Raw genomic sequence first — 25524 nt, forward strand, 5'->3', positions numbered from 1 at the left:
TAAGTAGAAATTTTTATCAGGGCCATGCAACCAAATTTAACATTCATACATCTACCTTGTGAATCAACCAAAAAATGCTTCAAATCAAAAAGTCAAAATCTGAAGAAAAGCTCGTTGAAGCTTGCCGTAAGGGCGACAGAAAGGCGCAATGCGAACTGTACGAAAAGTACGCTCCATTGATGTATTCTGTTTGCAGACGGTATGTGATCGAGCTACAAGAAGCAGAGGACGTTTTGGTTTGTGGTTTCACAAAAGTTTTTCGAAAAATTGATCAGTTTACTGGCGAAGGAAGTTTCGAAGGCTGGATTCGAAGAATAATGGTCAACGAATCACTGACCTACATTCGAAGAAACAAAAGCATGTTTTTGGAAGTAGAGATTGAAAAAGCAGAAAGAGAACCCGATTATCAGCAACTGCATAACCACCTAGAGGTGGAAGATTTGCACAAAATGATCGACTTACTGCCAACGGGCTACAAAACCGTTTTCAACCTTTACGCCATCGAAGGCTTTTCTCACAAGGAAATAGCAGAGAAGTTGGGCATTAGCGAGAACACCTCGAAATCCCAATTGAGCAGAGCGAGAGCACATCTTCAAAAGATGTTAGTTCAAGCAGAAGATAGTATGGAAGTTAAATTAATGAGTAATGAAGGGTAACCCAATAGATGATCTCTTTAGAGAAAAACTAGGCAGCCATAAAATAGCACCCCCAGCAAATGCTTGGAGTCAAATAGAAGGCAATCTTGCCAAAAAGAAAAAAGGTGCTTTCTTCTCACTAAGCATAGCAGCAAGTATTGTAATCATTCTTACTGCTGGTGCCTTATATATCAATCAAGCTAATAAATCAGGAAACGATCTTGAACAACTTCAAGCCAATAAAGAAGTGGAGAATGAAGGTGTAAAAACGCCTGACCAAAAAAGCATTGGCACTCCTGCAAATGAGAAAGAAAATACCGAAAATCAACCTCAAGAAAAAGAGGCCGATCCAAGTATTCAGGTCATTCAGCCACAGCAAATAACTCCACCAGCAAGACTGACGGCTCAGGTTGATGCAACACCAACTGTTGATATTATTGAGCCTACTGAAGAATCACGTGTAATCATCAATTTTGATAAAATTGACATTGGACAAGTACTCTCGGTAAACACTTCGGTTGATTTCGACTACTTGAAATTAATGCCGCTAACATTAAGAGATTACACTGACGAATCCTTTGAAATTGACATGCAACGCAAGAAGAAATTCAGCATGATGGATGGACTTATTAGCATTGCCAAAAGCGTGAGCAAAACCAAAGAAACCTTATCTGATCTGAGAGCCACGAAAAATGAATTTGTAGCCAATGAGCTTAAGTATGGAGTAGATACTGAAGGTGAAGATGACACGAAATTCCCAGATAACAAACAAGAAAAATAACAGCTCGAAATATGAAAACAATTACTACAACAAAAGTCATAGGTATGCTCTTATTGGTCGTATTGAGCACCAGCCTAGCCAAAGCACAAAACGAAGCGTACCTCGATCAGGACTTGAAAGTTGAGTCAAAAACCTCAGCTTTCAAGCTTGGAGGCACGGAAAACTCAGGATGGGATTTTACTAAATCTGTTCCTGAAGCCAAGTACAGCTCGAAGGCTTTAGAAGCCACTTTAGAGGAAAACAATTGGAGAGATGATCTCGACAGGTATTACCCAAGAAAAGGAACTCAAAGCTTCGTGAACATCTACGTTGGATTAAACAACTATTTACAAGATGGAGATTTACCGAGCAGTGATGCACTTTTCACACTCAACCCCCTCACCTCTTGGTATGCCGCACTCAACTTCGATCACGCAACACGCATCTTAGGCCCACTCTATCTGGACTGGGGTATTGGCGCAAGTATTCAAGATTTGAGCTTTGAAAACACGAGAGTTGAAATGATAGTAGATCGTACCAACAAGTCTGTTGATTTCGTTGAACGAATGGATCGCGTAGGTAAGAAAAGCAAAATCAATATGATGCACTTAAACGTGCACCTAGTTCCCACTTTCTCATTCGGCAAATACAATTCATTTAGAATAGGTGCTGGAGTATATGCAGGCTACAGAATCAGCAGCCACACCAAATACAAATATGATGATTTGACTGGTGATAGTCAGAAAGACAAATTCAAAGACAGCCTCTACATTAACCCATTCAAGTATGGTATGCGTGCCCAAATGGGATGGAGTTCCTTTGATTTATTCTTCAACTACGACATCTCCGAATTATTTGAAGAAGAAGCAAATGCACCGAGACTTAACCCTGTAACATTTGGGGTGATTTTCTAAAACAACAACTCAAAATAAAATACAACGATAATGAAAAAGCAATTCAATATACTTTTGATTGCCATGGGACTCCTTTTGGTAAATCAAAGCCTCAGTGCGCAATGGACATGGGGTAGGCACGATAATCTCGAACGTTTAGATACGGTAGTAAGTATCCCTAAAAGGAACGCAAACAGTATTTTCATCAACGACAATGATTTCTACTTACGCATGGGTTTCTTGGGAATCAACATTGAAATAGAAGATGACTGGGATTCAGATTGGAGATCAATGCGCAATCGACCTAGAAATTTTGAATACATTGAACAACACGATCACGGCACATTAAAAAGCCTTGATTTCGAAATTGGCTTCAACAACTATTTGAACAACGGCAGCTTTCCGTCTTCCAGTGATCTTTATCAAGTAAAACCTTTAGGCTCTGTTTTTATAGGACTCAACTGGAACCACACCACCTATGTAAGTGGTCCATTGTACCTGGATTGGGGTGGAGGTTTTAGCTGGTACAATTACAAATTCGAAAACTCCGCAACTCGCTTAGATCCGAATGGCGGTCAGCTCAACTTTGTGGAAGAAACTAATATTGGAAGCGCTCTAAAAAGTAAACTCAAAGTATCTTACCTCAATGTGAAAGCTGTGCCTATGTTCGACTTTAGTAGAGGAAAGAGAATTGTAAAAAAGTATGAAGAAGACGATGTGCGTATTGCATTTAGCCACAGGACTGGCTTCAGAATTGGGGTTGGCCCTTATGCCGGTCTGCGATTAGGCAACAAAGCCAAATACATAGACCGTACAGATGGAGACCGTGATAAAGTAAAAAGCAAAGGTGGTTTCTTTGTAAATGACTTTAGATATGGCGCCAGGCTTCAAGTAGGCATCAACGGTTTCGATATGTTTATGACCTATGATTTCAACGAGCTATTTGAAAACGGAAAAGGCCCGGAGCTCAACCCAATCACTATTGGAGTAACTTTCTAAAATAAAATTTAAATTATTACTAGGCCGAATGAAGCAATTTATTCGGCCTTTTTTTGTGCTTCCTGTTTTCGTTAATAACGATAAACATCCTCACAATTTATTCCTCCATCCACTTTCGCTCTTCTCCTTTCAAGCCAAAGAAGTTCGCGAAATATTTTGGGCTTGGGCGATTGGCGGTGATTAAAACCAAGAACAAACTGAACACAAGTGCATAAACCATATCCCCTTTCTCATACAAACCGAACGCGCCAATTATAGCACCAAAAGACCACATTAGGTTTCTATAAAGGATAGATTTTCGGAGCTTTATTAACTTCATATCCAACTCTGGTATTTGCTTTAAAACTTTAAGTGCATCCCTTTTCCAAGTTGTCAAAGTTCTCATCAATACATAACCAATACCAGCAGCCATTACCGCATGAAACATGACATCTGGCTCTTCATAAAATACAGACCGAAGCTCACCACTCGCTTCACGCTCTAAAAAGGCATAGCCGAAAAAAGCAAGAGGCAACACAAACATCACATAGATAGTGGTTTCAAGCTTTTTGATGAATGCACTTTTATCAAAATTAGGGTCGTTCAATTGCATGGTTTGTGTAAATTGTGTGTAATAACAATCTCTTGCTAACGAACGTTAGTATGTTTATATTCGCAGCAAATGAAAACTGTCGTAAAGAAAAGCAGAAAGCAACAAATAGAAGAAAAAGCAACCACTCTTTTTCAATCTAGAGGTTATGCAGCCACTTCGATGCGCAATTTAGCGCAAGATTTGGGAATTGAAGCCGCGAGTCTCTATTCTCATATCAAATCAAAAGAAGAAATTCTGCAACGAATATGTTTCCGCATGGCCGAAGAATTCTATAGTGCTTGGCAGGAAGTAGATGAAGAAACTGGTGGTAATGCAGCGAAAATGGAAAAAGCCATGATCGCTCATGTAAAAGTAATTACTAAAGACACGAACGCTTCTGCCGTTTTCTTTAATGAATGGAGGCATTTAAGTGAACCCTTCCTGAGTGAGTTTTTAGCCATGCGCGATGACTACGAAGGGAGATTCAAAAAGATATTAAAGGATGGAATGGCTTCTGGCGAATTCAAGCTAGTAGATGATAAATTCATGATGCTTACCATTCTTTCTTCGTTAAACTGGACTCACAATTGGTATAAGCCTGATGGTAGTTTGAGTCCAGAAGAAGTTGGAAAAAGACTATCGGGCCTATTGTTAAACGGACTAAAAAACAATTAATATGTACGGAGGTGGAAACTCATTCGAAGCCATGAAAGCTACGGCCCTTACTGACGAGGATCCGATAAAATTGGCAGAATTTGAAGCAAGAATCGACAGAGGCGAGAAAATCGAGCCCTCAGATTGGATGCCTCAATTGTATAGAAAGCAACTGACCCGAATGATTGAGCAGCATGCGCATTCAGAAATCATCGGAGCTTTACCAGAAGGCACTTGGATTACCCGCGCTCCTGGTTTCAAAAGAAAATTAGCCCTTATGGCGAAGGTGCAGGATGAAGTTGGGCATGCCCAATTACTTTACTCTGCTGCCGAAACCCTAGGCAAACCGAGGGAAGAAATGATTACCGATTTGATCAATGGCAAATCGAAATACTCCAACATATTTAATTACCCTGCCTTTACTTGGGCCGATTCATGCTTTATTTCATGGCTGGTAGATGCGGGAGCAATCGTTAATCAAATCGCGAATTCTAAAGGAAGCTACGGCCCCTATTGCCGTGCCTTAGAAAGAATTTGTGCCGAAGAATCTTTCCATTTAAAGTATGGGCACCACTGCGTAATTCATTTGGCCACAGGCACAAAAGTGCAGCGTGAAATGATGCAAGAAGCGTTCAACAGATGGTGGACGCCAATGATGCACTTCTTTGGTCCTTCAGATAAAATCTCTGTACACTCAGAGATTTTAATGCGTTGGAAAGTAAAAATGTCATCAAATGATGAATGTCGCCAGCAATTCTTGGACATGTATGTGCCAAAAATTTGGGAGCTAGGTTTAACCCTTCCTGACGAAAATTTGAGAAAAGATCCAGAAACAGGTGAGTGGCAATTCACAGAACCAGACTGGGAAGAATTCAAAAGAGTGATCAATGGAGATGGCCCATGTAACAAAGAGCGCTTGGCGGTTAGACGTGTAGCCGAAGAAAGAGGCGCATGGGTACGACAAGCCTTATTAGCGCCCAAAGCAAAATATGTAGCTCCACTTGCGTAAACTATTAGCATGAAGTTAAAATCTTTAGACCCACGGGTAACCCGATTGGGCATTAGCGAATCGACTGATCAGGAAATCATTGAAAAAAATGAGCTTGATCAATTCGAAACCTACGAGGCATTTATAGAAACAAAAGAAGGAAAACCTTTTGAACATGCTGGATCCATCCACGCACCCAATGAAGAAATGGCTTTCCTTTTTGCCAAAGAACAATACAGCCGTAGAGGTATGTTTTGTAACGCTTTGTGCGTGGTAAAAACCGAAAATATTAAGGTTTCGGATTATACCGACAATGGTATAGATGTATACAATTTGGTAAGCGCCATTCCAAGCGGAATAGAACGCGATAGTTTCGAAATTTTCCATTTAGCAAAGAGAGGAAAGCATCACAAATACGAAGGTAGTGTCATGGCCAAAGATTTTGAAGATGCCCTTGCCAAAGCAAAAGTAGATTTTCAATCAGAGAAGCCTGTATTCAATATTTGGATTGTAAAGTCAGAGCACATTTTAGCTTCAGATCAAGACGACCGTGACATTTGGGATACACTGAAAGAGAAAAAATATCGAGACGCGATTGACTATAAAGCGGGCGATAAGATTAAAGCATTTAAGGAACAACAAGCCTAAATATGAACACCGAAGCACTTAAGGATTTACTTTATAAAATGGCTGACGATCAGCTCATTTTAGGCCATCGTAACTCAGAATGGACGGGTTTTGGGCCATTACTAGAAGAAGATATCGCCTTTTCATCCATGGCACAAGATAAAGTGGGCCAAAGCTGGCAGATCTATAAGCTGCTCCATGAGCTTGGTGAATCTGAGCCTGACATGGTTGCTTTTATGCGAAATGCAGACCAGTTCCATAATTGTCAGTTGGTGGAATTACCGAACGGTGAATATGACTTCAGTTTAATCAGGCATTTTCTGTTTGATATGGCGGAACAAATCAGGTTTACACATTTGGCAAGTTCATCCTATGAACCTTTGGCGCTATTGGCCAAAAAGATCAAAGGAGAAATCAAGTACCACACCATGCACGCCAAAATCTGGATGAAGCAACTGGGTTCTGCTACTGAAGAAAGTGTTTCTAGGCTTCAGAATTCACTAGAGGAAGCCATGCCTTATGCCTTGGGTATTTTCGAGCCTTCTAAGTTCGAAGCCGAATTAATTAAGGAAAATATCTTTTGTGGAGAGGCAGTAATTAAAGAAGAGTGGACCGAACAAATTACGGCCATTCTTAAAGAAACGAGTCTGAAAATGCCAGACATTAATAGCGTCCAACCTATTTATGGTGGTCGTTATGGGCAGCACACAGACAACCTTCAGCCATTACTGGATGAAATGTCGGAGGTGTTTAATTTAGACCCTACAGCCGACTGGTAGTTTGTCATTTGGGGAAACTTTAGATTGAGGTTAAGGTTATAAAAGCACAATGAGTAAAACGAAAGACATATCAGTGGAAGAGATTAGGTCATGGCTGGATGGAGTCATGGATCCTGAAATCCCTGTACTTTCATTAAACGACTTAGGCGTAATTACCGGTATTGAAATTCAAGAGTCTGGGAAAGTCAAAGTGAACATGACCCCTACTTTTTCGGGTTGCCCCGCCATGGATTACATGAAAAGGGATGTTGAAGAAACACTTCAGAAAAATGGAATTGATGATTTCGATGTCCACCTTTCTTTCGAAACTCAGTGGAATTCTAACATGATTTCCGATAAAGGCAGGGCTGCATTAAAGAAATTTGGCCTTGCTCCTCCTCCTAAACACAACCTGATTGTGGACATTGATTTATTAGAGCACTCCAAATGCCCTAATTGCGACAGTACAAATACAGAAATGAAAACACCCTTTGGTCCAGCGCTTTGTCGATCACTGCATTTCTGCCATAACTGCAATCAGGCTTTTGAGCAGTTTAAACCCCTTTAGATTTTCTCCCAAAGCGAGTCTACATAGAATTCATTTTCATCTGTAAAGTTTTTCACCACCTTGAATCCAGCTTGCTCAGCAAGCTGATGAATGGTTTTTAGACTGTACTTCTGCGACACTTCCATATGGATAGCTTCCCAGGCATCGAATGAGTAGGTTTCGCCAGTGGCTTCTATAAAAACTTCTTGTGCCTTATTGCTTACCAAATGGCTTTTGGTTTCACCTGTAATTGGGTTGTAGGTTGGGAAATGCTCATAGCCTTCTAAATCAAAATTGGCACCAAGCTCATTATTGATCCTTCTGAGCAAATTAACATTGAACTCTTTCGTTACGCCTAACTTGTCATTATAGGCACTCAAGATCACATTAGGATCTTTCATCAAGTCAAAACCAATAAACAGCATATCGCCCGACCCAAGGTTATCACCTAACCTTTTCAAAAATTTGGGAGCTGATCCGTTGGAGAAATTTCCAATATTCGAACCGAGAAAAAGCACCACTTCCTTCTGAAAATGATTCTCGTTGAGTTTGGCCAAGGCATCGAAGTAATCGCCCTGTATGGCATTCACTTTTAGCTTCGGGATTGATTTCTCTAGGTCTTCAGAAAGTACATCCAGCACGTGCTGAGAAATATCAATTGGAGAGTAAGAAAAATCTACTCCTTGACTTACAAAATGATTTAGTAGCACTTTGGTTTTCGTGCCATCTCCAGCACCCAATTCAACAAGGTTGAAACTAGTATCGGTTCCAAGAAAACGCTTAAGAATCTCTACTTTCTGTTGATCAAATATTTCGAACTCGCAGCGGGTAAGGTAATATTCCTCTAAGCCCATAATGGCTTGAAAAAGCTGATCCCCTTTTTCATCATAAAAATATTTTGAAGAAAGGCATTTAGGATTTGAAGTAAGTCCTGAATGAATATCTTTTGCAAAAGTTGAAAGTGCAGCGGTAGTTTCGCTCATGGGTTAAAAGTTTTCTGCTAGTCGGATTCCTGTGAACTGCCAACGTAAATGCGGGTGAAAAAAGTTTCGGTAAGTAGGGCGGATATGGTTACGACTAGTAGCATAAGAACCACCCTTTAACACCATAGTATTGATCATGAACTTGCCATTGTACTCTCCCAGTGCTCCTTCTGGCTTTTCATAAAACGGATAAGCTAAATAGGCGCTATTTGTCCACTCCCAGACATCTCCATAGAATTGGGTGTTTATCCCTTGCCTAGGCATTGGCCTGAAATTGCGCTCATCTACAAAGTTGGCTGCCTCAGGGACTTCCGGTTCATGCATTTTACAGGCTACTTCCCATTCAAATTCCGTAGGTAAACGTTTGCCTTTCCACTTCGCAAAGGCATCAGCCTCATAGAAACTCACATGGCTTACAGGCGCTTCTGGATTGATCTCTTCCAGACCTGCTAAGGTATAATGCTTCCAAACGCCCTCATGCTTTAACCAGTAAAAAGGAGCTCGTATATTCTCCTTCTTCACCCATTCAAAACCTTCCATTAACCAATGGCTGAAGTCTTTATAACCACCGGCTTCAACAAACTCCATAAACTCACCATTGGTGATCAGTCTGTCTTGAATTCGGTAGCGGTGAAGAAAAACCTTGTGAACGCCTTTCTCATTATCAAAAGAGAAATCATTCCCTTGGTAACCAATGGTATAAACGCCTTCTTCTACTTCGAGAAATTTTTCTTCAAGATTCGTATTATTGATTTCTCCCCGAAATGACTTGTAGGCTGGGAATAGTGGGTTAATTCCTAAAATGTGTTTTACATCATAGACCAATAATTCTTGATGCTGTTGCTCATGGTGCAAACCGATGGTGAGCACATCTAGAATCTCTTTTGAAATCTCTTCATCAGAGAGATATTGCTTCATGTGCTCATCTACATAAGCACGATAGGACATAATTTCTTTTACCCAGGGGCGAGATAGGGCACCTCGTTCGGAACGAATCCAGCGATCCCCTTCGGTTTCATAGTAGCTGTTGAATAGGAAATGATAATCCTTGTCAAAAACCCTATAGTCGGCCATATTAGGCTTAAGTATAAAGTTTTCGAAAAACCATGTAGTGTGTGCCAAATGCCATTTTGGTGGACTTACATCGACCACCGGCTGGACTACAAAATCTTCTGGTTGTAGGGGCTCACAAAGTTCATTGGTCAAAGCCCTAACTTTCAAGTAGTTCTCCAAAAATGAAGTTTGAGATAAAGTCTGCTTCGTAGAAATGCTCATATCAAAGTAGCTAGGCCACAATATTAGTTTTTATGAATGTCGGAAATGCAGATTAGACTATCAATCTAAAACCACATTATGTAAGACCAACATCCCCTACTAAAAGTTCTGAAAAACTTTGATTTTATATTAGCCAATCTCGATGACTACATCATCGGTAAGCGGATGGCTCACGCAAGGAAGCACATAACCTTCATTCAATTCAGCTTCTGAAAGCCCTTCATCTTCGTCCATTTTCACTTTTCCAGAAAGGCACTTTCCACGACAAGCCGTACATAAGCCACTCTGACAAGAAAAAGGCAAATCAATATCTTCCTCCAAGCCTTTTTCAAGTATGGTTTCTCCTGGTTCAACAGTATATTTGAATTCCTCACCGTCATAGATCACAGTGACTTCGCGCGCAACAATTTCATTACTTACTGCTGCATTCTCTTTCTTCTTACCTGCATCCGAAGTGAAACTTTCCTTATGTACTTGAACTTTAGGAATATTCAAGTTTGATAATGACAGTTCCACAATATCCATCATTGGACCTGGACCGCACATAAAGAATTCTGTTTGCCCTTCTTCCATTTTAGGCAACATATCCAGCGCTTCTTTAATAATATCTCGAGTGAGCAAGCCCTTGTAACCTTTCCATTCAGGTGGTGCTTCGCCTAGCACATGTACTACCTTAAAGCGCTCTGGATTCTCCTTTTCCATTTGCTCCAAAGCATATTTGAAAATAATTGAATCAGAATCTCTGTTGGCATAAATAAGAGAAATCTTTGATTTAGGCTCTTGATTTAATGCTGACTTGGCAATTGACATTAATGGCGTAATTCCACTTCCTCCCCCAAAAAGCACAATATGTCTTTCGTTGTTTGAATCAAAAGTAGTGACGAAGTTACCGATCGGTTCCAACACCTCCATTACATCTCCAGCTTTCAAATTATCACCGAGGTGATTTGACATTAAACCGCCTTCTACTCTTTTTACTGTTACGGCCGGATGTGGATCAACAAATGGAGAAGTGCAAAGCGAATATGCTCTACGCTCTTGCTTTCCATTAATGTTGGCGATAAGCGTAAAAAACTGACCCGATTTATACTGAATATTTCCAGAAGCTGGTTGCTCAAAATAAATGCTAATGGCATCAGCCGTTTCGTTTACTACTTCCTTTACCGTTAAGTTCAAATGTCCGGCTTTCACCGAAGGAATTTCACTTTTCTCTGTCTGCTTTTTTTTGAATAATCCGAATGCCATGCTTTAAATTCTGTTTATAGAAATTGTCAGTGTAACAACACCAATGCGTAGAAAGTAGTTTAAAAGAATGCAAAAGTAATCATCATCTGTTGAACTATGAATTGTTCTGCCAAATTAGATACAGAAACGTGGGAAGAGTTACAAAAATGAAGGCTCAAGCCCGTACATTTTAGTATCTTTGCCCTTTCTTTTTAAACCGAAAACATGGATTTGAATACACTCACAGCCATTTCACCGATTGACGGTCGTTACAGAAGGGTTACAGATGCACTAACTGAATATTTTTCTGAATTTGCGCTGATTAAATACCGCGTGGAAGTAGAAGTAGAATATTTCATTGCTTTGTGCGAAATTCCTCTGCCTCAATTGTCAGATGTGGATCACAAAATATTTGATTCACTGAGGTCGATCTACACCAATTTCACTGAGGCCGATGCGCTTAGCATCAAGGAAATTGAGAAAACCACGAACCACGATGTAAAGGCGGTTGAGTACTTTTTGAAAGATAAGTTTGAAGCCCTTGGCCTTACAAAACACATCGAATTCATCCATTTCGGTTTAACATCTCAAGACATTAATAACACTGCCATTCCTTTGTCATTGAAAAGGGCAATGCACGAGGTGATTGAGCCTTCAATCTTGGAGGTGAAGAACACGATTAATGAAATGGCCGAGGCATGGAAAAACATTTCTATGCTGGCCAAAACGCACGGCCAACCCGCATCTCCAACAAGATTAGGCAAAGAAATGCAGGTGTTTAGCAGTCGCATTGAAGAGCAAATGATTCTGTTGGGCGACATTCCTTTTGCTGCAAAATTTGGTGGTGCAACGGGTAATTTCAATGCACATCACGTGGCCTACCCAGCTATTGACTGGATTGACTTCGGGAATGAGTTTGTAAAAGAATCACTTGGCTTACAACGCAGTCACCCAACCACGCAAATTGAGCATTACGACCATATTGCTGCTATTTTCGATAACCTGAAAAGGATTAACACTATTCTGATTGATTTCTCTCGTGACGTTTGGCAGTATGTATCCATGAACTACTTCAAGCAAAGGATTAAAGCAGGTGAAGTGGGTTCTTCGGCCATGCCACACAAGGTGAATCCAATTGATTTTGAAAATGCCGAAGGAAACTTGGGAATCGCCAATGCGATTTTCGAGCACCTTTCTGCCAAACTACCCATTTCTAGGCTACAGAGAGACTTAACTGACTCTACGGTGTTACGTAACATCGGAGTGCCATTAGGCCATACCCTAATCGCTCTAAAGTCGCTTGAGAAAGGAATTAAGAAGTTAGAGTTAAACCAAGCGGCCATTGATGCGGATTTGGAAGATAACTGGGCGGTAGTTGCGGAAGCGATCCAAACCATACTTCGTAGGGAAGGATATCCAAAACCTTATGAAGCATTAAAAGGATTAACGAGGACCAATCAAAAAATCACTGCTGAAGTGATGAAGGAGTTTATTCAAACCCTGGAGATTTCAGCAGAAATAAAAAATGAACTGATGCGAATCAGTCCATTTAATTATACTGGTTTATAAGTAAAAAGCCCCTTATGGGGCTTTTTTTATTGTTTAGCTCTCTCTATTACTGAATCTGTTTTTGGATCGTATTCCAATAGCTCATTATATAGAAGTACATTGTTTCTGAAATCATATAGCGTCAATGATCTTAGTTCATAATAAGCAACCCAGTATTGCTGAAGTGCAGAAGTATAATTCCTAATAGCCGAATCTTTAGTCTCTCTTGAGTTGTTCAATTCAAGAATTCCGACTTTACCTGCCAAGTATCTGCCATTAGTAATTTCAAACCCTCTTAAGGCGATCTCTTGTCTTTTTTCAGCAATGTCAATTTGATTCCTTATCTGACCAAAATTCCTAACCGCATTGGTTATTTCTTGCTCAAAATTAATTTCGTTTTGCTGAACTGTAAACTCGGTATTCTTTTGTCTTTCACGGGCCTGATTCATTCTAGCCTTATTTCTCCCACCGTCTAATATTGGTAGAGAAAAACCCAAAGTAAAACGAGAACCCGTACCAATATTATCACCTTCATACACGCCCCCTAAAGTACCCGTTTGTGTACTATTATAACCATAAGAGGCATTAATATTGGCATTAAACCTACTGGCTCTTGCGGTGGCAACGGATTGCTCAGCCTCTAACCTTTGAATCTTAAAATCAAGAAATTCCGCCCTGTTATTCTTTGCATACTGAAGTGCTTCTTCATAGTCAATTTCAAATGCTGGAACGTCTGCTGGAGGAACCAATACCAACTTAACGTCTTCCGTCAAACCAATGAAGCTTCTTAAATCCAGTGATCTTGATTGAACATCTAGCCTAGCTTGTTGTGCATCAGCTCTAGCAGTCAGTAAATTGAGTTCAGTCTGTAGTAATTCATCTTCTGTAGAAGTACCAATATTATACCTCCCTTCCTCAATTCTATAAATGGTATCATTTGACTGTTCGTTCTGTGTCGCAATCTCAAGATCCTTCTGTACTACCAAAAGTTGGAAAAACCTCAATGCCGCAATTCTAGAAGTCTCCTCCATATCTTGAACAAAACCTCTTTTGGATTGCTCATATTCCAAAGGTTGAATCACCTTATCCCACTTATATGGGTTAACACTGAACAAAGGTTGCGTGATTGATACACCTATTGGGTCACCCTGATATTTAGTGGCATCAGTGGTGTAATTGTCAAAACGCTGTAATCGGGTATCAAAAGATATCGTTGTGTTTGTCCATGGCAAAATCTGCTCTAGTCCCAAACTAAAATCCGAAGTATTCTGGTTAACTGATACATATTCAACTGAACCATCTTCTTGTGTTACAGGGGTTGCTCTATCAAAATAGTTAGGAAGCGTACCTCTCAATAATAGCTGTGGCCTTAACGTAGATTTATACACTTGATAACTCCAATAACCCAAGGTTCTAGAGGTTTCAGCCTGTTTGGCGTCTCTCGAATTCTCCTTTGCTAAACGAATTGTTTCTTCTAGCGTAAGTACTTTTGTCTCCTGTGCCCAAGACGTCCCGGCAAGGCAAAAGAATGCTATGAATAAATAAATGACCTTTTTCATAATGTTATTGAATCTTATTCGTGTCTTAATGATGTAATAGGATCTTGGCTTGCAGCTCTTCTCGCAGGAGTAATCCCAAAAACAAGTCCTACAGTAGCAGCCACACCAAATGATATTGCAATTGAAGCAAAGCTGATCTCTGTCGGGAAGTCTGCCAAAGAAGAGACTGCAAAGGCTAATGCAATACCTAAAATCACACCAATAATACCACCCGTTACTGAAATTAACACAGCTTCAAATAAAAATTGTGATACAATATCAGTAGATTTTGCACCAATTGAAAGTCTCAAACCAATTTCTTTGATCCTTTCCATTACAGATGCTAACATGATATTCATAATTCCAATACCTCCTACCAAAAGAGAGATGGCGGCAATGGCAGCTAACACGATATTAAAAATATTCTGCGTTCGTTGTTGTTGTTTTAATAGCAATTCTGGAATTGTGATTTCATAATCAATTACTCCATAATGCCTTCTTTCTAACATTCTAGAAAGAACTTCGGCAGTAGAGCTCAATTTTGCAGACTCACTTACTTGAACCACTAAACGGTCAATTTGATGATAATTTGAAGGTGCTGAATCTTCAGAGTCAGATGCTGAAGCACCAGCTATTGTAATACTTCCTCCACCTCTTCCAAAACTCGCCATACTAATTCCACCAAAGCTCTTCTTGAGCCCAGAACCAGTTACCAAATCACGGTTAATGTACCTTACCAAAACCGTTTGGATTGGTGTATATACATCCATATTGTAATCACGAATACCTAAGTTGGTAATGGCTTTTTCAGAAATAAACCTTTCTTTCAATACACCAATTACCTCTAGCCACTGAGAGCCCACCTTAATCTTTTGACCAATAGGGTTCTCTTGAGGAAAGAATTTACTTTGAATCCCTTTTCCAATAATACAGACAGGTGCTCCGACTCTCAATTGAGTTTCATTAAAGACATCACCTCCATCCAATTCAAAATTGGCGACTTGAAAATAGCTAGGCTCAACACCTACTAACTTTGAAGATCTTCTGATTCCATTCTTAATGATGTAAGTTTCCAAAAGGATTTCAGGACTCAGTCTTGCCACTCCTGGGACACTATTACGAATACTTTCAACATCAAGCAACTTCAAACCTGGAGAGAACTTCTTTTTGTCATTCTCGTCAGAATCTCCTATTCGTTGCTCCGTTTGCTCTACTACCGGTTGAATAATAATGTTATTCACCCCAACCAACTCAATCTGCTCTAAGATCTCCTTTTGAGCACCATTACCAATGGCAAGCATAGCGATTACCGCTGCCACCCCGAAAATGATTCCCAAAGCAGTAAGCAAAGAGCGCAACTGATTGGCAAGCACTGCTTCCAGTGCGATATAAAAATTAGATAATAAACTCTGCTTATTCATAATTGAATTTACTGATTTGGTTGACCTGAACGTCCGCCTCTAGCAGCACCGCCAGTAGCTCCTCCAGCTGGTCGCTGACCTGATCTACCACCTCTTGTCATTTCAGATGGATCTGTAATTCCTTGGTCTTTCAATCGCTGAATTATTTCAGGACTCATTGGTGTGCCATCAGGCATTACCCATTTACTATTGTCCTCTAATGTATTTTCATTAGGGTTCACCTCGTATTTCTGCATTCTAGTACCATTCAGCTCTGGAATCAAAACTGGCTCTTTACCGTCAGCTGCATCAGGCTTACTTAGGTACAAAACATCTCCTTCTTCAACACCCATTTCAATTACAGCTTCGTTGCTGTTAGTCATCCCTACTTTTACTTCTTGTAGTGAGCCATTTTTCTTGATTACATAGTTGATAGAATCATTGTATACATGTAAACATTCTAAAGGAACGTGCACTACATCTACAAGCTTTTGAGTTACAATCACATTACTGGTAGTCATTGACGGTCTTAATTCACTGTCGCTTTCATTTACTCTTACAATCACCTCAAACACTTTAGCATCTGAATTTGGATTTTGTTGACCAACTCTAGCTACTCTCGTTACTTTTCCAGAAAGTCTTTTATCAGGAAATGCATCCAATCCAATTTGAACAGGCTGTCCAATTTTAACTTTTCTGATATCTACTTCATTAATGAAAGTAGTAGAGATCATAGATGACAAGTCTGGCAATTCCGCTACTTCAGGACTCCAACCACTAAGCGAAGACCCTTCAACAATACGCTCTCCACCAAATCCTTTTGTATAAATCACCATACCATCTTGTGGTGCATAAATGGTGAAACTTTCAAGCAACTCTAGACCACTATTATATCTGTTTCTTCTTCTATTTAAGTCAGCAGTTTCTTCAATCATATTCGCCTTGGCTTGAGAAACCTTAAGGCGATAATTGTCCACAGCGCGCTCTTTATCTCTTAAGAGTTTGTCTAACTCATTTTGATATTTCTTCACCGTTGCTGGTGGCTCATACTGCGATTGCTCGATTTGTAGTTGCTTCTCTTCGATTGAATAGTCAAGATTTAATAGCTTATCTCTCTCTCCACCCAATGTTAAAGCCGTGTCAATCTTAGCGTTCTCATATTCTGCTATTTGACCATCAAGCTGTTCCTTTTCAGATTGAATTTTTTCAAAAAGCTCAGCCTTATCTAAATCTGCAACGTAATCACCTTGTTTTACTATAGTACCTTCTTCCACTAACTTAATAATGGTCATGTTTCGAATATTGTAATCTCTGGCGGCAGTTGGCCCCATGATTTTTGTAGACTTTTCTGCAGAAAGTTCACCCGTTGTGGTAACCTCTACTGTAAATTCTCCTTTTTCAGCTGTAGCAAATAATGCCGCAGTGTCCTCAATGGCGTCCGTTTTAAATACGGTGAGAGCAACAACGATAGCTGTAACTACAACCAAACCGATAATAATGAGTTTTTTTCTCATGACTCTTTTTATAATTGTTTTAAAATATGTGCAAAACTAGGGCTAATAACTGTCTCTGCAATTCCATATATAGAAATATGCAGCCACTAACGTAAAAGCCAAAAAGACCCGAAATGTTTAAAAATCACTGAATTACGATTACTTTAAACAGTGAACCCCATACGGTTTCACGAATTCCTTCTTCTGATCTTAGATGATCCTTACACACGTTTAGTTTAACTGAACTATGGCTCATTTATAAAAACGGTAGATATTCTGTTCAGACAACATCATGTTCCTTTCAATGGCAAGGGTGGGATTTAATCTTATCTTCTATCTTTGCGCAAATCCTAAGAATGAAAAGGTTCATCAGTTTTGTTATCAGAAAGGTACCTAGAAAATACCTTCAACTATTTAGTCACCATCTCCTTAAGGTTGTCAGCCTCTTTATGCGAGGCAAGAATGTAACCTGTCCTATTTGCGAGATCAGCTACCGTAAATTCCTCCCTTATGGAAGATTGAACCCTAGAGAAAATGCACTTTGCCCCGATTCTCTCTCATTGGAAAGACATCGTTTGATGTGGTTGTACATGAAAGAAAAGACAACTTTTTTCACCTCCCCTCATAAACTTTTACACATTGCTCCTGAACTTTGTTTTATTGACAAGTTCAAGGCCATGCCCAACATCGATTATACTTCAGCTGATTTGGAATCACCATTGGCCGATGTCAAAATGGATGTTCATGACATTCCCTTCGAAGACAATACATTTGATGTCGTTTTTTGTAATCATGTAATGGAACATGTAGATGATGACATCAGGGCCATGAGTGAAATTCATAGGGTATTAAAGCCTGGTGGCTGGGCCATTATTCAATCTCCACAAGATTATAGCAGAGCCGAAACCCTAGAAGACCCCACCATTACCGACCCTAAAGAAAGAGAGCGTGTTTATTGGCAGAATGACCACGTGCGTTTGTTTGGTTTAGATTATGGTAAACGATTGGAAAAGGCTGGTTTTAAAGTAACAGAAGATCGTTATGTAATGGAATTACCAGCGGAAACAGTGCGAAAATATGCACTTCCGGCCAATGAAATTATTTACTTCTGCGAAAAAGGTTGATTGCCTCTAGGCTTCAAAACTTCAGAGATCATGCCCATTCCATAACCCGTGAGCTGGGTAAAAGCAGCTGAAATGCTCAGTATCCCTACATCCATACTTTTATTTAGGATGGAAGAATGAACGAAAATTGCGAATGTAAATAATGTGAGCAGCGCTCCTCCAAGTGCAAATAGAATGGTGGAATAGAAAATTGTGGTAAGCCATACGAACAAGCCAACCACAAATACAGCAGGTAAAGCATGAATCGCTTTTAGTTCGCCAGGAAAAAAACGGTTCACGTTAATTCGCGCTCTCCCAAAAAAGTGGAGTTGCTTGTAAAAGTGAGAGAAGCTAGTTCTCCGTTTATGGTAAACAAATGCATCGGGTATTAATCCTGTTTTAAAGCCAGCTTCAATTACTCGAATACTGAACTCAATATCTTCCCCCATTCGAGTGATCTTGTAACCTTTTGTTTTTTCAAACACTTCTCTAGAAATCCCCATATTGAAACTTCTCGGGTGAAAAGTGCCCGCATGATTCTTACTTCCTCTAATACCGCCCGTGGTAAAAGGTGAAGTCATGGAATAGCTAATGGCTTTCTGTAATGGGGAAAAAGAAGGATGCGCTTTATCAGGACCTCCAAAAGCGTCCAGAGGTGTATGATCTAAAAACTGATTTACCTTCTCAAAATAGTCCTCAGGAATAAGGCAGTCTGAATCGAAAACTACAAAGTAATCACCCTTGGCTCTTTCGAAACCATAGTTCCTTGAAAAGCCCTGGCCTGAGTTTTCCTTAAACAAATACTGAATGGAAAGTTGACTTAGATAAGACTCAACGATTTGGTCACATTTTTCAGTAGAACCATCCTCCACTATAATTACATCAAAGTTAGTGTAGGTTTGAAGTGTCAAGGACTTAAGGAGTTCATCCACTTCGTCAGGTCGATTGAAAACAGGTATGACTACCGAAAAAAATCTCATTTTTTTTCTAAACCAATGTGGTCTTCAAGTATATAGTCGTTCTTGTTTTGAGAGTTCATGGTCATCATTTCGCCCAAAAAACCTGCTAAAAACAACTGAACACCGATAATGATAGCCGCAATGGCTAAAAAGAAAAGTGGTTGATCGACCACGTCTCTATACACATTACTCTTTGAAATATAGATGGCATGAATTTTCTGCCATGAGATCCAACCAACGAAAGCAAAACCTACCAGAAAAGATAAAGTGCCCAAAGTACCAAAAAAGTGCATTGGCCTTTTCTTATAACGCGACACAAAGGAAATGGAAATCAGATCAAGAAAACCATTGATAAAGCGTTCTAAACCAAACTTAGTAGTGCCATATTTCCTAGCCCTGTGTTCTACTATTTTCTCTCCAATTTTAGTAAAGCCATTGCGTTTGGCGATTACAGGAATATAGCGGTGCATTTCGCCATAAACTTCCAGCGTTTTAACCAATTTATGATCGTAAGCTTTTAAACCACAATTAAAATCATGGAGTTTAATGCCCGACAAAATTCTAGTAATTCTATTAAAAAATTTCGAGGGTATGGTTTTAGAAATTGGATCGTGGCGAGTCTTCTTCCAACCGGAGACCAAATGATACCCTTCCTTAATCATGCCATATAAAGCTGGGATTTCATCAGGACTATCTTGCAAATCGGCATCCATGGTAATGACCACTTCGCCATCACAGTGTTTGAACCCCACATTGAGTGCAGCCGATTTACCATAATTACGATTGAACTTCAATCCTTTAATGGGGAAATCTACAGACAGCTTTTGAATTTGTTCCCAAGAACTATCATTACTTCCATCGTCTATCATTACCAGTTCATAAGATAAGCCGTGTTCAATCATGACACGGCTTATCCAATTCACTAGTTCAGGTAACGACTCTTCTTCGTTATAAAGCGGTATTACTACTGAAACTTGTACCAATGTTTTATTAAAATTCGTCTTCTTCGTTTTTCATTATGGCTGATACGATCAAGCCAAAGATTAATCCTGCAAAAATAGCCATTAAAAAAGACATGATCGCTATAAACTCAGGGCTCGTAAAAAACGCCATCATTCCTTCCACATTTGCGGCATTACCCTGATCTGGCGGAGGGCCGAATGGGCTATTTTGCTGCGCTTCCTTCATAAAGTCTAAATAGGCAGGATCTACTATAAAGTAAACATAACTAGCTACCGAACGAATTAAGCCACCAATAAGTGATGCCACCATAATGATCCCAAAGCCCTTTCCGAATGACATGATGTTACCATTGTTTGCTTTGTACTCTTTACAAGCAAAAACAAAAACTCCGATTACAATTGCCCATTGAATAAACATACCCACAAACGGCAGCTGTATTCGTGCCATGGCCATGGCTAAAGTGTATAGTGCGCTAATAAGACCGAAGATAACTCCATACTTGATGCCTATTTGGCGACCTGTTACTTGTTCTTCCATAATTTCTAATTTTAAGGTTGATGGATTGAAATTAATAATTTTTAGGAAGTAATAGAGAATTAATGAATGTTAAGATTCAATTTACTTAAACGAATCATTTTCAGGATTAGCGAACTATATCAAGCTCGACTCGACCTTAAAATGATACTGAAGATCGGTGTTACAACTAAGCCAATCAATAATTTCTTGATGAAAACATCGAATACCAACACATTTTTCGAGGTATTAGCAATCATTTCATACTGTTCTACATAACTCTCTTCACTCAAAGCGGAAACGATCATGTCTTTTCGGCTGACCATATCCTGCTGTGCAGTAATGATATATTCACTTAAGAAATCGGGATTACCCCAATAAATAAAAACGAAATAGAAGAGGGCAAAAACAGCTGCAGTGGTAAGGTAAACGATAAATCCAATCGTCATTCCATGGTAGAACCTAAACTCTCCATTACCTACATTCGTCTTATAATCCTTTAAGGCTAGAAAAAGGAAGATCACAATGATCATTATGTCCAGTAAAAAGGAAAGGAGGTTACGCCATGGTTGGAGCCCCATAAAATAGAACACCAAAAAAGCGATAATGGTGAAAAGCGCAGTTACAGCACCGTACTTAAAAGAAAGGCGAGTAAGCTTAGGGTTAACTTTAATCATTAGAAATAAACCTTCCGTTATTAACTATCCCAACCACCTTACCTATCATTTCTTGATTGAAGAACGGAGAAGCTACTGATTTAGACTTATTCGTCCTCCCATTATAACTCCATTTTACACTTGGTGAGAAAATCGTTAGAGAAGCACCGCCTTCCGAAATGGAGGCTTGATCTATTCCCAAGATCCTTCTTGGAGCTGCTGTAACTCTTTCAATACAGTTTTCAGTCTTATTTCCCAAAGCACCGAGTAGGGCGGGGTAAAAAGTTTGAAGCCCAATGATTCCAAAGTCAGCCAAATCAAACTCTAACTGCTTGCTTTCTTGGTCGTGCGGTTGATGGTCACTTACAATAACATCGATCGTTCCATCTTTCAAACCTTCGATTAGGGCAAGTCTATCCTTTTCGCTTCTGAAAGGTGGATTCACTTTAAAACTAGTATCGTAATCCATTAAGTTCTCATCAGTGAAAATCAAATGGTGAATCCCAACATCGGCTGTTACATTTAGTCCTTCGGCTTTGGCCCTTCTAATTCTTTCTACCGCCCCTGCTGAAGAAATCAAACTGAAGTGGATTTTTCCTCCCGCATATTTCAGCAGTTCCAAATCCCTGTCGATCATTACTTCCTCCGCCAATTCAGGCATGCCCTTCATTCCTAAGATCGTGCTCACCTGTCCTTCATGCATTGTACCGAAAGCAGTCAGCATTCTGTCCTCAGGTCGATTGATCAATACTCCATCAAAAGTTTGAAGGTACTGTAAGCTTTTTAAAAGGATGTCCGTATGCCAAATCGGTTCAATACCGTCCGTAAAAGCGGCAGCACCCGCAGTGTGCAAGTCAATCATTTCCGTAAGCTCCTTGCCTTGGCAACCTAATGTTATCGCAGCAGCAGGATGCAAATTCACATCAGCGCCTTTGTTCCATTTTAGGTAATAGCTAATGCTGTTTTTATTAGAAGTCACCGGATCGGTGTTGGGCAAAAGCAATACATCGGTAAAGCCACCAGCAGCTGCAGCTGCAGAACCTGACTCTAAATCTTCTTTGTGTTCTTTTCCTGGATCAGTAAAGTGAGCCCGCATATCGAACCAACCTGGTGAAACCATCAGGTTTTCATGTTCAATTACAGTTCCATCGAAACTTATCTGGTTTTCAATTTTTTTAATAACACCATCTTGAATAAGGATGTCCTTGATCAAATTATGATGTGGAGAGGAAGGGTCGATTACTTTGGCAGCACGGATTAAAATTTCCATATCACAAATATCGGATTAAAATTACTTCCGCAAAAAGAAAAAGAAGTCCAAGCATCAAAGCATATTTCCAAAGGTTGATTCCTTTTATGCCTGCCGTCAATTCCCGGTTCACTTCTATCCCATCTTCTGCCTGAATTACATTGATATTTTTGGCCAGTGCTATGGTTTCTAATTCGTCTATACTATGGCGCTCCACAGACGATTCGGCTTTTGACTGATTGAAAGCAATAGTGCCTAATTCCGTTTCTCTCTTCATAATGGTGTAATGCCCAGCATTCAATTCATCTTTAGGAATTTCCATGATCAAGTTTTTACCCGAAATACGTTGGTCTGGTGTGATCATACTCTCCCCATCCGATAGTGTTATAATATCGTTGGCCGTTAAATTTTCCTCCAACGGATACACCATGGTTTGTTCATCCGTGAGATAATAGAGTTTAGAAAGGTTGACCTTACTGCCCAAAGCCAGCTTATACATGACGGGCACAAAAAGAGAGTGACTCGGAAAACTCGTAGCCTCAGCACTAAAGTCACTTGAAAAAACATAAGCGTTTCCTAAGGGCAACTCCGCCTTAGAAAGGAATTCTCTGCCATTCTTAAAGTTCAACACGCCCAATTCGCTATTGACTAGTCGGTAAGTGATGGAAGCTTCCGGCATAGCGATGGCCTCGTTCGTGTTTTCAAAAACACCATCAAAAAATGGGTTCTGAAAATTAGGTTGCCCTAAACCCAAACGTTCATCAGAATCAAACCTTATGGTAAGCCCCAATTGAGAAAAAGTCTGGAAATTACTTTCAGCAGATGGAATGATCAATACCGTCCCATTCTTTTCTAAAAAGGTTTTTAGTGCCGAAATCAGTTGATTAGAAAAATCAGAAAGCTGATTTAGAATAATAATATCGCTTTGTAGTAATTCATTATTGTCAATGTTATTGGCATTGAAAGCCTGATAATTGAACAGTTCATTGTCTGCATAAAGTTGCTCAATAAAGCCATTCGAATCGATGCCTTTCACTTCATGCACAATTACCCTTTCAATATTATTAAGGGTTAAAAAGTATTCGTTGTCGAATAGAACTTTAGAGTCGTCAAGGGTGACCTTTGCTTTATTGAGTCCAGTGGCGGATTGATCTACCTCAAAAATATGTTCTTTAACTCCATTGGCAGGCACATTTACCAAAGCAGTACTGGACAGTTGATCGTCAAAGAACAGCCTGACATTTACATCTTCAAAGTCTTCTGTGCCTTCGTTTCTGAGTACTACCTTGAGGTTATTTTTCATTGCCCCCAACAGAAAGCTATTCTCTAAATAAGCCGTGTCAAAATAGAGATTACTGTTATTCTCACCTTCAATGGGCATTAAATAATAGTTACGAAGACTATCACTGGCAATGTTTCTTAACTCATTTTCCTTGTTCTTCTGAAAATCGGAAATCAAATAAACATCTCCGCGGAAGCCACTGGCCGCAATTCGCGACTGAATTTCATCCATACTTCTTCCTACCCCAGATAATTCCAATTCCGTAAATCTATCCTTAATCGTAGAGGCTGTATAACTAGTATTTAAAGAATTGCCGTAACCGTTTTCGAGAAATTTAAACTTGGCCGATTCAGGATAAGCATCCACCACACCTGCGGATAAAGAATAAGCACGATCGAAGGCACTTTGCTGTGAGCTTACAGGCATATCCATACTCAGCGAGTTATCGAGATAGATCAAGACCTCATCAGACAATTCCTGATCATTCGCATTGTTCTTAAAAATGGGCTGCGCGAAGGAAAAGATCAAGAAGGAGATAAACAAAAGCCTTGAAAGTAAAATCAGCAGTTCCACTGGTTTGCGCTTAGAAGAACTTTCTTCCTTCACCTTTTTCAGCAAGGCGATGTTGGAAAACTGCACACGTTTCACCCTTCTGAAATTGAAAAGGTGAATGATTACGGGAATAGCCAAAGCTAAAAGCCCCCACAGTACTGCTGGATTGGCAAATGTTAAAACAGTATATATAGTCAAAGCGGATTTATTATTCTATGGCTTCAAAAACATAACTACGTAAAAATTGATTTGAATATGTAGTTCTGCTCAAAATTTATTCGAGTGGTTGCTAATATACAAGTATTGAAGCCTCATTTGGTCTCTTCAGCTGCCCTCTTCTAAAAAAATCTCTAAGAATTTTTGAATACATCGTATTATGATGTATTATTGTTCTATGTATTCAAGAGAATTATTAAAAGGCATACTCAAACCCATTATTCTAAAGCTGCTTTCCGAAGAAGAAAGAATGTATGGTTACGAGATTGTGCAGAAGGTAAAAGAGAAAACGGAAGGCAGAATCTTAATTAAGGAAGGTTCGCTCTACCCTACACTTCATGCATTAACAAAGGAAGGCTTCCTTACTACGGAATCCGTATTAGTGGGTAACAGAACCAGAAAGTACTACTCGCTTACCCAGAAAGGAACGGGATTAGTAGCGCCTGCCATGCAAGAGTTATCCGACTTTCAATCTACGCTGTACTTACTTTTTGGGAAACAAAAACCAGCAGTATCATGATTAACGCTACACAAACGCAGCAGATCAGAGGCTACTTGTTACAGCAAGGCTTTACAAACCCCGAGTTAATCGATGATTTAGTAGACCATCTTTCCTGCGAAGTAGAAATACTTATAGAAGATGGACATATAGACTTTACCGTGGCTTTTTCAAATGCCAAGGAAAAAGTAATGCCCGATTATGCCATTCAGATTGAAAACGACTTAAAATTTTTAACCACCAAAAAATATAACACCATGATCAAAAAACTCGCATTTATTGGAGGCTATGCAAGCGTAGTGTGCTTGTGCCTATCTGTTCTTTTTTTCAGTCAGTCTCTATTGGCTTCAAAAGGTTTTGAGTTCAAAATACAAGCCATACAAGCAGAGTACTACTCCGCCAATCCAGAACTCACTGTAAGCTCTTACGGATTAGAAAAACAAATAAACACCATTCGACTAGAAAATGCTGTTGAGTCATCCAAGAAGTTTGACCTCGCAGAGACCTTCTTAATTATCTCATTTATCCTTTTTGCAAGCCTTTACCTACCTTACCAATTCTACAGTAAATATCAACGAAGTGAAGAATCGCTTCAGCAAGCATAAAAAAACGCCTCGCTACTTTTTGTAACGAGGCGTT

General features: G+C 39.7%; 26 protein-coding genes. 13 read left to right on the forward strand and 13 right to left on the reverse strand.

The features are described 5' to 3' along the window. Window positions 1-74: 74 nt before the first annotated feature. From AWN68_RS12270 to AWN68_RS12285, 4 genes are read left to right on the forward strand one after another with little or no spacing between them, the layout of a single operon-like run. Entirely contained in the window at window positions 75-656 is a 582-nt protein-coding gene (locus AWN68_RS12270; RefSeq protein WP_068415983.1) for an RNA polymerase sigma factor, read from the forward strand. Continuing rightward, window positions 646-1416 (forward strand): hypothetical protein, encoded by a 771-nt coding sequence (locus tag AWN68_RS12275; protein ID WP_068415987.1) that lies wholly within the window; start codon window positions 646-648, stop codon window positions 1414-1416. The genes AWN68_RS12270 and AWN68_RS12275 overlap by 11 nt, the downstream gene beginning before the upstream one ends. Window positions 1417-1427: 11 nt before the next feature. Then, a complete protein-coding gene (locus AWN68_RS12280; RefSeq protein ID WP_068415989.1) occupies window positions 1428-2309 on the forward strand; it encodes an outer membrane beta-barrel protein in 882 nt (293 codons plus the stop codon). Between the two features lie 30 nt (window positions 2310-2339). Then, on the forward strand, window positions 2340-3287 hold the full coding sequence (locus tag AWN68_RS12285; RefSeq protein ID WP_068415992.1) for a hypothetical protein: 948 nt from the start codon (window positions 2340-2342) through the stop codon (window positions 3285-3287). A 97-nt stretch (window positions 3288-3384) separates the two neighbouring features. Here the strand turns inward: AWN68_RS12285 and AWN68_RS12290 are convergent, their stop codons facing one another. Then, window positions 3385-3879, reverse strand: coding sequence for a hypothetical protein (locus AWN68_RS12290; RefSeq protein ID WP_068415994.1), 495 nt, complete (start codon window positions 3877-3879; stop codon window positions 3385-3387). Window positions 3880-3948: 69 nt separating this feature from the next. Here AWN68_RS12290 and AWN68_RS12295 point away from each other — a divergent pair, with 69 nt between their 5' ends. Genes AWN68_RS12295 through paaD form a run of 5 tightly spaced genes read left to right on the forward strand, consistent with a single transcriptional unit; the run spans window position 3949 to window position 7453 of the window. Continuing rightward, on the forward strand, window positions 3949-4533 hold the full coding sequence (locus AWN68_RS12295) for a TetR/AcrR family transcriptional regulator (RefSeq protein WP_068416001.1): 585 nt from the start codon (window positions 3949-3951) through the stop codon (window positions 4531-4533). Between the two features lies 1 nt (window position 4534). After that, window positions 4535-5521 (forward strand): 1,2-phenylacetyl-CoA epoxidase subunit PaaA, encoded by a 987-nt coding sequence (paaA, locus tag AWN68_RS12300; protein ID WP_068416004.1) that lies wholly within the window; start codon window positions 4535-4537, stop codon window positions 5519-5521. Between the two features lie 9 nt (window positions 5522-5530). Next, window positions 5531-6148: a phenylacetic acid degradation b gene (locus AWN68_RS12305; RefSeq protein WP_068416006.1), complete on the forward strand. Its 618-nt coding sequence runs from the start codon at window positions 5531-5533 to the stop codon at window positions 6146-6148. A gap of 2 nt (window positions 6149-6150) precedes the next feature. Beyond that, window positions 6151-6906 carry a 1,2-phenylacetyl-CoA epoxidase subunit PaaC gene (paaC, locus tag AWN68_RS12310; protein ID WP_068416008.1) on the forward strand — a complete coding sequence of 252 codons (756 nt, stop codon included), beginning with the start codon at window positions 6151-6153 and terminating at the stop codon, window positions 6904-6906. Window positions 6907-6955: 49 nt separating this feature from the next. Further along, window positions 6956-7453, forward strand: coding sequence for a 1,2-phenylacetyl-CoA epoxidase subunit PaaD (gene paaD / locus AWN68_RS12315; RefSeq protein WP_068416010.1), 498 nt, complete (start codon window positions 6956-6958; stop codon window positions 7451-7453). Here the strand turns inward: paaD and egtD are convergent. The 3 genes from egtD to AWN68_RS12330 form a co-directional block, all read right to left on the reverse strand. After that, the gene (gene egtD / locus AWN68_RS12320) at window positions 7450-8415 is read right to left on the reverse strand and encodes an L-histidine N(alpha)-methyltransferase (protein WP_068416011.1); all 966 of its coding nucleotides are present in this window, start codon (window positions 8413-8415) and stop codon (window positions 7450-7452) included. The genes paaD and egtD overlap by 4 nt on opposite strands. A 3-nt stretch (window positions 8416-8418) precedes the next feature. Continuing rightward, window positions 8419-9690 carry an ergothioneine biosynthesis protein EgtB gene (egtB, locus tag AWN68_RS12325; RefSeq protein ID WP_068416014.1) on the reverse strand — a complete coding sequence of 424 codons (1272 nt, stop codon included), beginning with the start codon at window positions 9688-9690 and terminating at the stop codon, window positions 8419-8421. Window positions 9691-9819: 129 nt separating this feature from the next. After that, window positions 9820-10935 carry a ferredoxin--NADP reductase gene (locus AWN68_RS12330; RefSeq protein ID WP_068416016.1) on the reverse strand — a complete coding sequence of 372 codons (1116 nt, stop codon included), beginning with the start codon at window positions 10933-10935 and terminating at the stop codon, window positions 9820-9822. A 204-nt stretch (window positions 10936-11139) separates the two neighbouring features. Between AWN68_RS12330 and purB the strand changes: the two genes are divergently transcribed. Beyond that, a complete protein-coding gene (gene purB / locus AWN68_RS12335) occupies window positions 11140-12483 on the forward strand; it encodes an adenylosuccinate lyase (RefSeq protein WP_068416018.1) in 1344 nt (447 codons plus the stop codon). Window positions 12484-12509: 26 nt separating this feature from the next. Here the strand turns inward: purB and AWN68_RS12340 are convergent, their stop codons facing one another. Genes AWN68_RS12340 through AWN68_RS12350 form a run of 3 tightly spaced genes read right to left on the reverse strand, consistent with a single transcriptional unit; the run spans window position 12510 to window position 16914 of the window. Beyond that, the gene (locus AWN68_RS12340; RefSeq protein ID WP_068416022.1) at window positions 12510-14021 is read right to left on the reverse strand and encodes a TolC family protein; all 1512 of its coding nucleotides are present in this window, start codon (window positions 14019-14021) and stop codon (window positions 12510-12512) included. Between the two features lie 14 nt (window positions 14022-14035). Further along, window positions 14036-15421, reverse strand: a complete 1386-nt coding sequence (locus AWN68_RS12345) for an ABC transporter permease (RefSeq protein WP_068416025.1) — start codon at window positions 15419-15421, stop codon at window positions 14036-14038. An 8-nt stretch (window positions 15422-15429) separates the two neighbouring features. Next, window positions 15430-16914: an efflux RND transporter periplasmic adaptor subunit gene (locus AWN68_RS12350; protein ID WP_084362852.1), complete on the reverse strand. Its 1485-nt coding sequence runs from the start codon at window positions 16912-16914 to the stop codon at window positions 15430-15432. A 335-nt stretch (window positions 16915-17249) separates the two neighbouring features. Here AWN68_RS12350 and AWN68_RS12355 point away from each other — a divergent pair, with 335 nt between their 5' ends. Beyond that, a complete protein-coding gene (locus tag AWN68_RS12355; RefSeq protein ID WP_068416028.1) occupies window positions 17250-18017 on the forward strand; it encodes a class I SAM-dependent methyltransferase in 768 nt (255 codons plus the stop codon). On the opposite strand, the gene AWN68_RS12360 is transcribed toward AWN68_RS12355, so the two are convergent. The 6 genes from AWN68_RS12360 to AWN68_RS12385 all read right to left on the reverse strand — a co-directional run bounded on the left by AWN68_RS12360 (window position 17996) and on the right by AWN68_RS12385 (window position 24368). Beyond that, complete coding sequence (locus tag AWN68_RS12360; RefSeq protein WP_068416033.1) at window positions 17996-18976, reverse strand: glycosyltransferase; 981 nt, start codon at window positions 18974-18976, stop codon at window positions 17996-17998. The two genes, AWN68_RS12355 and AWN68_RS12360, sit on opposite strands and share 22 nt — an antisense overlap. Beyond that, window positions 18973-19938, reverse strand: coding sequence for a glycosyltransferase family 2 protein (locus tag AWN68_RS12365; RefSeq protein ID WP_068416036.1), 966 nt, complete (start codon window positions 19936-19938; stop codon window positions 18973-18975). The genes AWN68_RS12360 and AWN68_RS12365 overlap by 4 nt, the downstream gene beginning before the upstream one ends. Window positions 19939-19945: 7 nt before the next feature. Next, on the reverse strand, window positions 19946-20455 hold the full coding sequence (locus tag AWN68_RS12370; protein WP_068416040.1) for a DUF4199 domain-containing protein: 510 nt from the start codon (window positions 20453-20455) through the stop codon (window positions 19946-19948). A gap of 119 nt (window positions 20456-20574) precedes the next feature. Then, complete coding sequence (locus AWN68_RS12375; protein ID WP_068416043.1) at window positions 20575-21108, reverse strand: DUF4199 domain-containing protein; 534 nt, start codon at window positions 21106-21108, stop codon at window positions 20575-20577. Beyond that, on the reverse strand, window positions 21101-22357 hold the full coding sequence (locus AWN68_RS12380; RefSeq protein WP_068416046.1) for a dihydroorotase: 1257 nt from the start codon (window positions 22355-22357) through the stop codon (window positions 21101-21103). The genes AWN68_RS12375 and AWN68_RS12380 overlap by 8 nt, the downstream gene beginning before the upstream one ends. Window position 22358: 1 nt before the next feature. After that, on the reverse strand, window positions 22359-24368 hold the full coding sequence (locus tag AWN68_RS12385) for a BatA domain-containing protein (protein ID WP_068416051.1): 2010 nt from the start codon (window positions 24366-24368) through the stop codon (window positions 22359-22361). A 196-nt stretch (window positions 24369-24564) separates the two neighbouring features. Between AWN68_RS12385 and AWN68_RS12390 the strand changes: the two genes are divergently transcribed. Beyond that, window positions 24565-24906, forward strand: coding sequence for a PadR family transcriptional regulator (locus tag AWN68_RS12390; protein ID WP_068416058.1), 342 nt, complete (start codon window positions 24565-24567; stop codon window positions 24904-24906). Continuing rightward, complete coding sequence (locus tag AWN68_RS12395; protein WP_068416061.1) at window positions 24903-25490, forward strand: hypothetical protein; 588 nt, start codon at window positions 24903-24905, stop codon at window positions 25488-25490. The genes AWN68_RS12390 and AWN68_RS12395 overlap by 4 nt, the downstream gene beginning before the upstream one ends. The last annotated feature ends 34 nt before the right edge of the window (window positions 25491-25524 follow it).

The sequence above is a fragment of the Roseivirga echinicomitans genome, from assembly GCF_001592935.1.
Taxonomy (GTDB): Bacteria; Bacteroidota; Bacteroidia; order Cytophagales; family Cyclobacteriaceae; genus Roseivirga; species Roseivirga echinicomitans.